The 13,130-nt window shown below is 61.1% G+C and carries 13 protein-coding genes; 3 read left to right on the top strand and 10 right to left on the bottom strand.

Features of this window, described 5'->3' with window-relative positions; genetic code table 11:
* Positions 1–10: 10 nt before the first annotated feature.
* On the bottom strand, positions 11–721 hold the full coding sequence (locus tag AC19YS_RS18325) for a FadR/GntR family transcriptional regulator (RefSeq protein ID WP_106576627.1): 711 nt from the start codon (positions 719–721) through the stop codon (positions 11–13).
* Between the two features lie 347 nt (positions 722–1,068).
* Here AC19YS_RS18325 and AC19YS_RS18320 point away from each other — a divergent pair, with 347 nt between their 5' ends.
* Complete coding sequence (locus tag AC19YS_RS18320; RefSeq protein ID WP_500602338.1) at positions 1,069–2,430, top strand: MFS transporter; 1,362 nt, start codon at positions 1,069–1,071, stop codon at positions 2,428–2,430.
* Positions 2,431–2,449: 19 nt separating this feature from the next.
* On the top strand, positions 2,450–3,775 hold the full coding sequence (gudD, locus tag AC19YS_RS18315; RefSeq protein ID WP_448197821.1) for a glucarate dehydratase: 1,326 nt from the start codon (positions 2,450–2,452) through the stop codon (positions 3,773–3,775).
* Positions 3,776–3,826: 51 nt separating this feature from the next.
* Here the strand turns inward: gudD and AC19YS_RS18310 are convergent, their stop codons facing one another.
* From AC19YS_RS18310 to AC19YS_RS18300, 3 genes are all read right to left on the bottom strand, one after another.
* Entirely contained in the window at positions 3,827–4,207 is a 381-nt protein-coding gene (locus tag AC19YS_RS18310) for an addiction module antidote protein (RefSeq protein ID WP_106576718.1), read from the bottom strand.
* A gap of 4 nt (positions 4,208–4,211) precedes the next feature.
* Complete coding sequence (locus tag AC19YS_RS18305) at positions 4,212–4,511, bottom strand: type II toxin-antitoxin system RelE/ParE family toxin (RefSeq protein ID WP_106576624.1); 300 nt, start codon at positions 4,509–4,511, stop codon at positions 4,212–4,214.
* A 138-nt stretch (positions 4,512–4,649) separates the two neighbouring features.
* The gene (locus tag AC19YS_RS18300) at positions 4,650–5,573 is read right to left on the bottom strand and encodes an ABC transporter substrate-binding protein (RefSeq protein ID WP_500602337.1); all 924 of its coding nucleotides are present in this window, start codon (positions 5,571–5,573) and stop codon (positions 4,650–4,652) included.
* A gap of 273 nt (positions 5,574–5,846) precedes the next feature.
* Here AC19YS_RS18300 and AC19YS_RS18295 point away from each other — a divergent pair, with 273 nt between their 5' ends.
* Positions 5,847–7,085, top strand: a complete 1,239-nt coding sequence (locus tag AC19YS_RS18295) for an acyl-CoA dehydrogenase family protein (protein WP_500602336.1) — start codon at positions 5,847–5,849, stop codon at positions 7,083–7,085.
* Between the two features lie 138 nt (positions 7,086–7,223).
* On the opposite strand, the gene argE is transcribed toward AC19YS_RS18295, so the two are convergent.
* The 6 genes from argE to AC19YS_RS18265 are packed head-to-tail and all read right to left on the bottom strand — an operon-like array spanning position 7,224 to position 13,118.
* Positions 7,224–8,375, bottom strand: a complete 1,152-nt coding sequence (argE, locus tag AC19YS_RS18290; protein ID WP_500602335.1) for an acetylornithine deacetylase — start codon at positions 8,373–8,375, stop codon at positions 7,224–7,226.
* Positions 8,372–9,049: a DUF1028 domain-containing protein gene (locus AC19YS_RS18285; RefSeq protein ID WP_448194523.1), complete on the bottom strand. Its 678-nt coding sequence runs from the start codon at positions 9,047–9,049 to the stop codon at positions 8,372–8,374. Before AC19YS_RS18285 ends, argE begins: the two co-directional genes overlap by 4 nt.
* A 9-nt stretch (positions 9,050–9,058) precedes the next feature.
* Positions 9,059–9,790, bottom strand: coding sequence for a class II aldolase and adducin N-terminal domain-containing protein (locus AC19YS_RS18280; protein WP_448194522.1), 732 nt, complete (start codon positions 9,788–9,790; stop codon positions 9,059–9,061).
* Between the two features lie 50 nt (positions 9,791–9,840).
* Positions 9,841–10,671 carry an ABC transporter substrate-binding protein gene (locus tag AC19YS_RS18275; RefSeq protein WP_500602334.1) on the bottom strand — a complete coding sequence of 277 codons (831 nt, stop codon included), beginning with the start codon at positions 10,669–10,671 and terminating at the stop codon, positions 9,841–9,843.
* 28 nt (positions 10,672–10,699) lie between these two features.
* Positions 10,700–11,572, bottom strand: a complete 873-nt coding sequence (locus AC19YS_RS18270) for a phytanoyl-CoA dioxygenase family protein (RefSeq protein WP_472526393.1) — start codon at positions 11,570–11,572, stop codon at positions 10,700–10,702.
* 28 nt (positions 11,573–11,600) lie between these two features.
* The gene (locus AC19YS_RS18265; protein WP_106576616.1) at positions 11,601–13,118 is read right to left on the bottom strand and encodes an amino acid ABC transporter permease/ATP-binding protein; all 1,518 of its coding nucleotides are present in this window, start codon (positions 13,116–13,118) and stop codon (positions 11,601–11,603) included.
* Positions 13,119–13,130: the final 12 nt, after the last annotated feature.

Below are 13,130 nucleotides of genomic sequence, written 5' to 3'. Positions count from 1 at the left end.
CAGCACAACATTACACACCTGAAAACCGATCCCGGCTGTTGGTCAGGTGCAGCACCATGGCCGCGCGCGCGGCGTCCGGGTCCTGGCGCTTGATGGCATTGAAGATCGCTTCGTGCTCCAGGTTTGCCAACTGACCGAGCTTGGCAAAATCGGCGCCGCCGCGCTCGGCGCCCTTGACCTGGGTGCGCGGGATCATCGCATTGCCCAGGTGCAGCATGATTTCAGTGAAGAAGGTATTGCCGGTGGCCTCGGCGATCAGTTGGTGAAAGCGCTTGTCCTCCTCCACGCAACTGTCGTTGTTCGCCAGCGAAGCCTGGTAGTCATCCAGCGCTTCGCGCATGCGCACGAGTTGCTCGTCACTTCTGCGCACAGCGGCCAGCGCCACCGCTTGCACCTCCAGGCCCAGGCGCAGCTCGAGCATATTGCGCACGCTCGCGACGGTGTCCACATGCAGGCGCAAGCCCTGTTGCGCAGGTTGCTCCAGTACAAAGGTGCCGATGCCGTGGCGGGTCTCTACCAGACCTGACGCCTGCAACTTGGAAATCGCTTCGCGCACCACCGTGCGACTCACCCCATGCTCAAGCACGATGGTGGATTCGGACGGCAGTTTTTCACCGGGCTTGAGCTGGCCGAGCAGGATGCGCTGGGTCAGCGCATCAACCACGCCCTGGGCCAGGTTATTGGAACGTCTACGGACCAGGGTTGCGTTTTCAATGGGCATCGCTAGGGTCCACGGGGTTGGGCTGGACGGAGCTTAACACCCCGCTTGGCGGCAGCGTTGAGTTGATTCAAAAAATGCCTAACTTGTATGACAACTAAGCTCTATAGCTCTTAGCCTAAAGGGCGTCGGTGTCGCTTGGCGGGTGGCGCTCACGCCTTATCGACATACCCCAAACGGCGTAAAACCCAATAAACGCTGAACAAATAACCAAAACATCTATTAAATTCTCTCGCTTATAAGAACAAATACACCCACGCCGCATTGCGAAAAAAATAAATGCACTTGTATGATGTCTATCAACAAAACACGCAAACCCGTATAAAAATAAATCAGGGGAGTTTTGAATTGTGACCAATTCAAACCATGCATCTGCCGCTTCACCCAGCGACTCAGTACTCACGCGCGCCGTGAGCAAAGTGAAGGGCCATGTGCTCCCACTGTTCGTGATCATGTTCATCCTCAACTACATCGACCGGGTCAATATCGGCTTCGTGCGCACGCACATGGAGCATGACCTGGGCATCGGCGCGGCCGCCTATGGCCTGGGCGCCGGGTTGTTCTTTATTGGCTATGCGCTGTTTGAAGTGCCCTCCAACATGCTGCTGCAAAAGGTCGGTGCGCGGATCTGGCTGACGCGCATCATGTTCACCTGGGGCATCGTTGCCACGCTGATGGCGTTCATCCAGAACGAAACACAGTTCTACATCCTGCGCTTTCTGCTGGGCGTGGCCGAAGCCGGGTTTTTCCCTGGGGTGATCTACTACTTCACTCGTTGGTTGCCGGGTGTGGAGCGCGGCAAAGCCATCGCAATCTTCCTCAGCGGTTCGGCGGTCGCCTCGCTGATTTCCGGCCCGTTGTCGGGCGCACTGTTGCAAATCGAAGGTTTGGGCTTTCACGGTTGGCAATGGATGTTCGCCATTGAAGGCCTGGCCTCGGTGGCGCTGGGGTTCTTCGTGTGGTTCTGGCTGGACTCCAACCCCCACGACGCCAAATGGCTGACCCGCGAAGAGCGGGACACACTGGTCGGCGCCATCGACCAGGAACAACGTGAGCGGGAAGCGCTGACCACGGTCAAACCGACCATTGGCAAACTGCTCAAAGACCGCCAGATCCTGCTGTTCTGCGCCCTGTACTTCTGCATCCAGCTGACGATCTACGCGGCGACCTTCTGGCTGCCGAGCATCATCAAGAAAATGGGTGACCTGAGCGACATACAGGTCGGGTTCTTCAACTCGATTCCGTGGCTGATCTCGATCATCGCCATGTACGCCTTCGCCTCGCTGTCGGGCAAGTTCAAGTTCCAGCAAGCCTGGGTCGCCGCCGCGCTGTTGATTGCCGCTGCGGGCATGTTCATGTCCACCACCGGCGGGCCAATCTTCGCCTTCGTGGCGATCTGCTTCGCGGCAATCGGGTTCAAGTCCGCCTCGTCGCTGTTCTGGCCCATTCCCCAGGGTTATCTGGATGTGCGCATCGCCGCGGCCGTGATCGCGTTGATCAACTCCATCGGCAACTTGGGCGGCTTCGTGGCCCCGACCACGTTTGGATTCCTGGAACAAACCACCGGCTCGATCCAGGGCGGCCTCTACGGCCTGGCCGGCACGTCGGTGCTTGCCGCGATCCTGGTGTTTTTTGCCAAGACGTCACCCTCGGCCGTACTGACCTCTGCCAGCGCTGTGCCAACGGGCGCCGCCATCAGCAAACCTCTTTGAGCTTACTTAGGACACTGCCATGAACACTCCTGTAGTCACCCATTTGCAAGTCATCCCGGTGGCAGGCCACGACAGCATGCTGCTCAATCTGAGCGGCGCCCACGGGCCATTTTTTACCCGCAATATCGTGATTCTCAAGGACAGCGCCGGCAACACGGGCGTGGGCGAGGTGCCCGGTGGCGAGCGCATCCGTGAAACCCTTGAAGATGCGCGCAGCCTGGTGGTCGGCCAGCCGATTGGCCAATACCAACGCGTCCTTAACCAGATGCGCAGCACCTTTGCCGCTCGCGACGCCGCCGGTCGCGGCCTGCAGACCTTTGACCTGCGCATTACCATTCACGCCGTCACCGCCATGGAAGCTGCGCTGCTCGACCTGTTGGGTCAGTTCCTGGAAGTGCCGGTGGCGGCGCTGCTGGGTGAAGGGCAGCAACGTGATGCGGTAAAAATGCTCGGCTACCTGTTTTATGTCGGCGACCGCACAGCCACCTCTCTGGCCTACCGCAACGAGGCCGACGCCGATGACGCGTGGTTCCGCCTGCGTCACGAGAAGGCCATGACTGCCGAATCCGTGGTGCGCCTGGCCGAAGCCGCCAAGGCCAAATACGGCTTCAACGACTTCAAGCTCAAAGGCGGCGTGCTGAGTGGCGATGAAGAAATCGAAGCCGTCACCGCCCTGGCCGAACGCTTTCCAGACGCGCGCATCACCCTTGACCCCAACGGCGCGTGGTCACTCAAAGAAGCCATCCGCCTGTGCCGCGACCAACACCACGTGCTCGCCTACGCCGAGGACCCCTGCGGTGCAGAAAACGGCTACTCGGGTCGCGAAGTCATGGCTGAATTCCGCCGTGCCACCGGGCTGAAAACCGCGACCAACATGATCGCCACCGACTGGCGCGAAATGGGCCACGCGATCCAGCTGCAATCGGTCGACATTCCGCTGGCCGACCCACACTTCTGGACGATGCAAGGCTCGGTGCGTGTGGCTCAAATGTGCAATGAATGGGGCCTGACCTGGGGTTCGCATTCCAACAACCACTTCGATATTTCCCTGGCGATGTTTACCCAGGTGGCCGCCGCCGCACCGGGAGACATCACCGCCATCGACACCCACTGGATCTGGCAGGACGGCCAGCACCTGACCAAGGCGCCACTGAAAATCGAAGGCGGCTACGTAAAAGTGCCCACCCAGCCTGGCCTGGGCGTGGAGATCGACATGGATGCAGTGGCCAAGGCCCATGAGCTGTACAAAGGCATGGGCCTTGGAGCGCGGGATGACAGTGTGGCGATGCAGTTCTTGATTCCGGGCTGGCGCTTTAATAACAAGCAGCCTTGCCTGGTGCGCTAAGACTTGAGGACAACGGCGACCGCTCCCACATTTGATCGTCGTGATTCGATATCAGGGCTTACCGGCTGCCACCGGCTTAGCCCTTGTCGCCTGATTGACAGCAATCGGTTGCACAGTGAGCTCAACGCCTAACGCCAGCATCAGCTTCTGAATCGTCTCATAGCGAGTCTTAGAGCCGCCTTTGAGGGTTTTGTACAGACTCTCCCGGTTGACCCCTGCCGCCTCAGCCACCTTGTTTACGCCTTGGGCTTTGGCAACCTCGGCAAGCGCCTTCATGAATATTTGCGGATCTTGCGCCTTCATGCTTTGCGCGAGATAGGCACTGATAACTTCCGGGCTGTCGAGAAAGCGCGAAGCCTCATAAACACGGGTGCCGGACGTATCAAGATCGAGGATCGGCATGTCCTCGGGTTTGAATTTCGATTCGCTCATTTCATTAACCTCTGAGGGCATCGAGGATCTCTTTTGCCCGTGTGATTCCCCGCTTCTGGTCGGTTTTATCGCTGCCCCATAACATCAGGTAAGCGGTAATGCCCGTCCGTACAAAGTAAATTCTGTAGCCCGGCCCGACGAAAACACGCATTTCGCTCAGGCCTTCACCGACTGGCTCGCAATCGCCAAAATTGTGTTCTTCGGCGCGGTCCAGGCGCGTCAGAACAGCCGTTCTTCCCCAGACATCCTTCATGCCGTCGAGCCATGTATCGAACTGCGGCGTCCTGCCGATCAAGTTGGTCACAGATTCACATGTAGCCTACTGGCTACTCCTCGCTGATGCTAGTTAATTTTTTGTCCCGGTGCGCACCGGAATAAAAAACCTAGCCCAGCCCAGGCATAATCAGCCTGTCGATACTGTTAGTGCTTATTTCCGTTACGTTTAAAGCGCCCGATCAAACAGTGGCGTCACGTCATACCGCTGCTTCAGCATCTGCGCATCCACCAGGAAATCCGCCGTGGCCTGGGCTTCGCTGACAATCGTCGGCGAGATCGGCAGAACCTTGATCGCATCACGCTTGAACCACACTTTGGCAATCTCCGGCGCCGACTGGTTGGCCTTCGACCACGCCTGCGCGTACTCATCGATATGGCTGTTGCTCCACACCCGTGCGCGGGTAAGGCGCGCGACGAAGTCTTTGATGATCGCGCCTTTCTGCGCCAGCGCCGGCTCATACGCAACGATGTAGGTCGGCGCACTCATCAAGCCCTTGTCGTTGCGGATCAGGCGGCTGCCCTCTTTCTCCTGCAGCGACACGTAGGGTTCCCAGGTGCCGAACGCATCGATGTCGCCCTGTGTCAGCGCCAGGCTGGCCTCGGCCGGCAGCAGGTATTTGAAGGTCACGCTGTTGCGCGGCACGCCGGCTTCGTCGAGGGCTTTGTAGGCCAGTTGCTGGCTCCACGAACCATTCCAGATCGCGATGGTTTTGCCTTTCAGATCGGCCACCGACTGGATGCCTTTGCGCGCCACGATGCCAACGCCGTCAAGGCTGGTCTGGGTGCTGGCGACCACTTTCACCGGCGCGCCGTTGGCGGCCAGGCTGATCACCGGCGTGTCGCCGACAATGCCCACGTCCAGTGCGCCGCTGGCGACCGCCGAGGCCACAGGGGAGCCAGTATTAAAGCGCTTGAAATCGATCTTGTAGGGCAAGTCCTTCAACTCGCCTGACAGCTCCAGAACAATGCGGTTGGAGAAAAACTGATCGCCCACGGTGAGCGTCAGCGGCTCTGCCGCCTCGACCGAAGGACCGTGCAGCGTAAGCGCGGCCAGGCCGAGCAGGGCAAGCAAGTGTCGACGATTGATCATGAATGCACTCCACACACGTGAGGGCTGACTCAACCATCTGTGGGCGTGCAGTCTGGTCATGAGAAAAGGGGTTGGAAGGTCGCCAAGAACGGCGCCCGTAGAAGCTAACGCAATAAAAGCACGGGGTTTAATACTGTTGCGCACTATCGATAGAACCGCCGCGCAGCTCCATAGCTATTTTTCGTATTAAAAACTTTGCGAACTGTGGGTTAGGGTGGCGGCACCAGACCACTGGACCCCAGCACCTGAGCCACTTTCTGCAAGGTCCATTGCATGTCGATTTGCGCGTTGAATATCTGGGGCGCTGCGCCCTCCTCCCGTTACGAACAACTGGCTGCTCCCTTTCGCCCGCTTTTTGCGCAGATCCTTGCGCAAGCCGCAGAGGCTGATCAGACACGCGCCAGCCTGGCACTTGTTATCCGCCAGCTCAACGAACTGGGACTGCCCCGCTGGCGCTTGCCCGTGAGCCACGGTGGCCAGGGCGCGACCTTTGCCGAACTGCTTGCACTGCTCACCGAACTGTCCGCCGCCGACTCCAACATCACCCAGGCCCTGCGTGGGCATTTTGGTTTTTGCGAGGACGTCCTCTGTGCCAAAGACCTCGACTGGCGCGCAAAATGGCTGGACCGGCTCGGCCAGGGCGCGCTGCTTTCTCCCGGCAGCACCGAGGTCGGCAACCAGACCCGCGGCGACTTCGAAACCCGTCTGCACCGCGATGCTGACGGCACCCTGCGCATCAGCGGCAAAAAGTTCTACACCACCGGCGCGCTCTACAGCGACCTGATCAACACCGTCGCCACGGGTGAGGATGGCACGGTGTATTCGGTCGTCGTCGACCTCAAGGCCCCTGGCGTGCACATCGTCGATGACTGGAATGGCTTCGGCCAACGCCTCACCGCCAGCGGCACCTGTATTTTCGACAGTGCCCCGGTGGAGGACGACCTGCGCCCTACCCACCAACGCTTCGGCTACGGCCAGTCGTTCTACCAGATCTACCACCTCAGCACCCTCGCCGGCATTGCTCGCCGCGCGGCGCTGAGCGGTGCACAAGAACTCAGCCAGCGCGCCAGAACCTTCACCACCGGCAACGCCGACACCGCAGCGCAAGACGTACAGTTGCTGCAAGTCATCGGCGAAGTTGCCAGCCAGGCCTACGCCGCGCACGCCATCACCCAGCAAGCGGCGCAGCGCCTGGAGCAGACGGCGCAGTCTGTGATCGCCCACAAGCAGGCGCTGCACGACGATGACCCGCACCTGGCATTGGCGGAGCTGGAAGTGTGCCTGGCCGTCAACCCGGTGGTGGACGCGACACTCGCGGCGACCACCGCACTGTTTGACGCGCTGGGCGCCAGTGCCACGGCCAGCAACAAAGCGCTGGACCGGCTGTGGCGCAATGCGCGCACGTTGGCCAATCATAATCCGCGGGTCTACAAGTCGCGCATTGTGGGCAACTACCTGGTGAACGGTGCGCTGCCGCCGGCGCAGTGGCGGGTGGGTGTGGCCAACGCCTGAGCAAACAACACAGAGCAAATGTGGGAGCGGGCTTGTGTGGTAGCTGGCTTGCCTGCGAAGGCATCACCTCGGTTTAACTGCAAGACCGGGGCGCCTGCATCGCGGGCAAGCCCGCCCCACATTGGATAGGGGGTTGCCTTACTGGCTCACAAACGCCACCACCCGCTCTAACATCCGGTCACACGCCGCCAATTGTTCCAGGCTGATGAACTCGTCGGGCTTGTGGCCCTGCTCCATGCTCCCCGGTCCGCAGACCACGGTGGGAATCCCTGCCTGGTCAAACAGCCCGCCCTCAGTCCCAAAAGCCACAGTGCCGTAGTCGCGCGAGCCGCAAAATTGCGCAATCCACTCAGCCGCCTGGCTCTGCAGCGACGTCGCCAGGCCCGGGTAGCTGGATAACTCGCTGAAGCTGATCGCACACTGCGCGCTCACTGCCTGCATTGCCGGCAGCAGCGTGTGTTCGGCGTAGCCGCGTAACTGGTCCGCAACCTGCCAGGGGTTCTGGTTCGGCAACGCGCGCACTTCAAAGTCAAAACTGCAATCCTGCGGCACGATGTTCAAGGCCTTCCCGCCGCTTATCACGCCGGTTTGTACGGTGGAAAATGGCGGGTCAAATCGCGCATCAAGGTGCTGCTCAGCCGTGAGCGTTTCACCGAGCCGCACCAGCTCACTGATCAACCGCGCAGCGTATTCGATGGCGTTTACGCCCGACGGCGCATAGGCCGAATGGCACGCCGCGCCATGGATCTGGCAGCGCATGCCCAGCTTGCCCTTGTGGCCCAGCACCGGCTTGAGCTCGGTGGGCTCGCCAATCACGCACAGCAGCGGCTTGACCGGTTGCGCGTGAAACCTTTCGATCAGCGAGCGCACACCCAGGCAGCCGACCTCTTCATCATAGGACAGCGCGATATGCACCGGCATGCGCAGCGGCGCCTGCACCAGTGCCGGCACACAGGCCAACACACAGGCGATGTAGCCCTTCATGTCCGCCGTGCCACGCCCGTACAACTTGCCGTCTTTTTCTGTCAGGTCAAACGGCGCCACCGTCCAGCGCTGACCGTCCACCGGCACCACATCGGTGTGCCCGGACAACACAATCCCCGGCACGCCGGCCGGGCCAAGGGTTGCCAGCAGGTTGGCCTTGCTTTTTTGCGCGTTGAACACCAACTCGCAGACCACGCCGTGGCCTTGCAAATACGTGCGCACAAAGTCGATCAAGGCCAGGTTGGATTCACGGCTGGTGGTGTCAAAACGCACCAGTTGCGCCAGCAGGTCGCGGCTGTTGCTCATCGGTCATCTCCCGGTACCGCATAGCCCGGTGCATGTTGAGGGTTGATGGCGCGGTCAATGTAGTCCTGCAGTTGGCTGCGATAGGCCTGCCACAATTGGTCGAGGGCGCCGATCGGGTCGTCATCGGCCCAGTCCACGCGCAAATTGACGATGGGCCACAGCAGGTCATCGACCACCACGAGGGCGGCCGAATGCACCGGGCCGGCTTCACCGCCTTTAGCCTGGCCCGCCTGCATCGCGGCAAGCAGTCGGTCGGCCAGGTGCCCGGAGGCATTTTCGAACGCCCGCACCATGGCCTCGATCACGCCGGGATGGGCGAGCATATTCCCCGCCGCCACGCATTGCTCACCACTCAGCGCCGCATGAATACCAAGGGTCTGCGCGCCGCTGAAGTGCGCCGTGCGGCCTTGGTTATCGATCACCGTCACCTGGCGAAACTGGCTGTGATCCTGGCCGGCCAGCACCGTTTCCAGCGCCTCATTCGGCGCCAAGCCGTGCCCTAAGCTGTCCAGGATGTGCGGCCCCAAACTCGGCAAGGTGATGTTCTGCGACGCCACCGCGCCCACACCGGGTCGCAGCCATGGGCAGCGCGCACCGACGGCAATGCTTGAAGAGCTGATTGCAATGCCCAGCTGGCCGGTCTCGGCGCAGCGAGCGACAACGGAAAACGTCATAAAAAGCCCTCAGTCGAGCACCGACGGGTCGGCGTCGATCATCAACTGCTTCATTTCTTCAAAGTGCTGCCGCGAAAAGTCCGCGATACCTTCCCAGCCGCGTGCGGTTTTCTCCGCCACGTCATCCGACAACACCCGCAGCGGCTGCCCGGTGGACCACGCCGTCACCAGGATCTGGCAGGCACGCTCCAGGGTCCAGATATCGTCAAAGGCCTCACCAATGGACGCCGCCGTGACCATCACGCCATGGTTGCCCATCAGCAGGCGGCTCTTGCCGTCGAGCAGCGCGGCCAGGCGCGCGCCTTCGGCTTCGGTGTCAGCCATGCCGCCGTACAGTTCGTCCACGGCCACGCGGTTGAAATAGCGCGCGGTGTTCTGGTCAATCGCCGGAATGTGCGGTGTGGCCAGGCACGCCACCGCCGTGGTGTAGACCGGGTGCAGGTGCAGCACGGCGCGGGTTTGCGGCAGCAGTCGGTGGATCTGCCCGTGGATCGACCAGGCGGTGGCGTCCACATGCGGGTGGTCGGCGCAGGCCGGGTCGTCGGCGTTCAACAGCAGCAGGTCGCTGGCGCGAATGCGCGAAAAATGCTTCCACTTCGGGTTAAGCAAAAACTGTTTGCCGTCGGCCGATACCGCCGCGCTGAAATGGTTGGCTACCGCCTCGTGCATGCCCAAGTGGGCAATGATGCGAAAGGTTGCCGCCAGGTCGATGCGCGCCTGTTCTTCAAGGGATAACGCCATGAATCTGTCTCCGCAAGGCGCGACCGCAGGGCTGCGGTCGCGCAATAGGCTTACTTGGGCATCAGCGCGGCGATGTCGGCATCGGTCGGCGCTTCAAAGTTGTATTTCTTGAGCAAGACCGCGTATTCCGGGGTCGCGCGGTACTTGTCCAACCCGTCGAGCAGGGCTTTTTTCACCTCGTCGTTGCCCTTTTTCACGCCGAAGCCGTTGAGGACCGGGTAGATCAGCGTGTCGGACGAAATCACCACGCGGCTGCCGAGCTTGTCGACCACACCCCGCGCCACGGCGGCATCGGTGATCTGCGCTTCAACGGCGTGGGCCAGCAAGGCCTGGGTGGTTTGCGGGTCGGTGCTGTATTCACTGATCGCAATCGGTTTCAAGCCCTTGGCCACGCAGTACTCATCCGACAGTTTGTGCATCTGTGCCAGCCAGGACGTGGCGCCCATGGAGCCGATCTTGTGGCCGCAGAACTCTTCCGGTTTTTTGGGTTGGAACGCACTGTCCTTGAGGGTCAGGATCGACTCGCCGCTTTTCAGGTAAGGGATCATGTCGATGACTTTGACCCGCTCCGCCGTGATGTACATCGACGAGTTCGTCACATCGAACCGCCCGGCCTGCAGGCCGGTGATCAGGTTGGGGAAGCGCGTGTCAAGGGTTTCGACCTTGCGCCCCATGACCTTGCCCAGGCCGTCCATGAATTCGATATCAAAGCCTGCCGGCGTGTTGTTATCCATGTACTCGTAAGGGAAGAAGGTCACGTCGGAACCGGCGATGATCTTGCCATCCTGCTGGAACGCCGAAGCCGCCAACGAGGTCAGTGCAACCGCGGCGCCCAACAGGCACACGGCAAGAGGGCGAAGACTTTTTTGAGACGCTGTCATGGTCATTACCTGCAAGGGTTTTAGGGGGTTAGGCAGTCGCGGAGTCTTGGCCGGCCTGTTGCACAAAGAACGAGGCGCCACGGGGTTTCTGCGGCAAGCGCAGGTGGTTGTCGGTGGAACGCACCAAGCCACTTTCTTCACCGGCCACCAGCAGGCCGGCGTGTGCACTGGGCAGCGGGTTTTCGCCGAATGGCAGCGCGTCTTCAGCGGCGTAGACGCTGATGAACAGGGTGCGCGGCAGTTCGGTCTCATTAGGGCTGGAAGCATGTAGAAGGCGCGTGTGCATAAAGCACACGGAGCCGGCCGGGCCGTAGCAGGCGACCGGTTGCCGGCAATGTTCTTGAACCACGGCATCGTCCACCGAACCGGTAAAACGCTGGTTCTGCCAGTGCGACCACAACGGGCCTTTGTGGCTGCCGGGGATCACATTCAGTGGGCCGTTTTGCGGGGTTACTTCGCTGACCATCAGCAAGGCAGTGACGATGTCGTCGTTGCTGTGCGGCGTGAACAGAAAGTCCTGGTGCCACTTCACCTGCGTCGCGGTGTGCGGCAGTTTGGAGTTGATCTTGCTGTGGTGAAAACGCGCGCCGCCAGCGCCCACCAACTGCGCGGAAATCGCCGCCATCCGCGAGTGCAGCGCCACGCGCTCATACGCCGGGGAAATCTCGGTGGGCGAACTCACCCGCCGCAACGACGGGTGATCGGCGCGGTGGTCGCCTTCCAGGTCGAAACGCGCGCGGCCATCCACGGTGGCACCCCAGCCCTGGTCGTGGCTGCGGCTCTCCTCCACCCACAGGTCGAAGTCGTGTTGCAACGCGGCCACTTCGTCCAGCGACAACACGCCCTCCACCACCAGGAAGCCGTCGCGCTGGAATTGTTCGATTTGAGCTTGCTCGATCATTTTTAGTGAGTCCTGAACATTGAAGAGATCACGCCAGCGAGACGTCCTTGAGGAACGCCTCCACGCGTGGGTTGTGGCCGCTGCGCAGGGCCTGGGGCGTGTCGTCGCAAACCACGCGGCCCTTTTCCATGAACACGATGCGGTCGGAGACCTTGAAGGCGAAGTTCATCTCGTGGGTAACAATCACCATGGTGATGCCCTCCCCGGCCAGGGCTTCGATGACCTGCAGCACTTCGTTGACTTTCTCGGGGTCGAGCGCCGAGGTGGGCTCGTCGAACAGCATGATCTGCGGGCGCATCATCAAGGCGCGGGCGATGGCCACACGTTGCTGCTGGCCGCCGGACAGCTGGTGCGGGTACTTCCAGGCGTGGTCGAGCATCCCGACCTTGTGCAGCAGCGCGTAAGCCTGTTGCTTGAGCTCATCGGTGCGCCCCAGGCGATGGTATTTCGGCGCCATCAGCAGGTTGTCGAGCACGCTCAAGTGCGGGAACAGGTTGAAGCTCTGGAACACCATGCCGATGTTCAGGCGGTGCTCGGCGTGCTCAATAAATTGAGGTTTCTGCGCGCCGACCTTATGCAAGTGAATGAACGGCAAGCCGTTGATATGAATCTCGCCGTTGTCCAGTTGCTCCAGGCCGTTGAGCAGGCGGATCAGCGTGGTTTTACCCGATCCGGACGGCCCGATCACCGACACCACTTCACCTGGCTGCACCTGCAGGTTGACCGAGCCCAGCACTTCAATGTCGTTGTAAGCCTTATGCAACCGGGCAGCTTGCAGCGCGGCGACGCCGGTGTTGGCCGGGCGCGCCGGCGCCGTGCGTTGTTGGGTGGCCAGGGCCAGCACTGCGGCATCCGGTACGCGGGACACATTGCGTTGGTTGACGTCGAGAAAGCGCTCCAGGCGTTTGAGCAGAAAGTCGAACACGGTGACGATAAACACGTAGAAAAACGCCACCGCCGCCATGGTTTCGATCACCAGGAAGTTCTGCGAATACAGGCGCTGGCCGACCATCAAAATCTCGGTCAGCGAGATCACCGACACCAGCGAGGTGAGCTTGACGATGGAGATGTACTCGTTGGCCAGCGACGGCAGGGCCACGCGCAACGCCTGGGGAATCACCACGCGCCACTGGGTGCCAAAGAACCTCAAGCCCAACGCCCGCGCCGCTTCACCCTGGCCTTTGGGAATCGAGAGCAAACCACCACGGTGGATTTCGGCCACGTACGCCGTCTCGCAGATCACCAACGCCAGCAGGCCGGACCAGAACGGGTCGGCCAGCACGGCCGAGGTGCCGGGCAGCGCCTGGGGCAGGTTGTAGATAAAGATCAGCAGCACCAACAGCGGCAGGCTGCGGAACAACCAGATATAGCCACGGGCCGGGACGCTGAGCAGCCCATGTTTGGATTGTTTGGCCAGCGCCAGCAGAAAGCCCAGGGCGATGCTCAGGACCCAGGTCAGGGTGCTGAGCTTGATTACCGTCCACGTCGCCCGCCAGAACTCGGGATCGGCGAGCAAACCAAACATGTAGTGCCAGTCGAATGTCATCGTCGCGGTGCC

This window comes from Pseudomonas sp. MF08831, from assembly GCF_059862645.1.
This window is presented reverse-complemented; position numbering and strand designations above follow the sequence as displayed.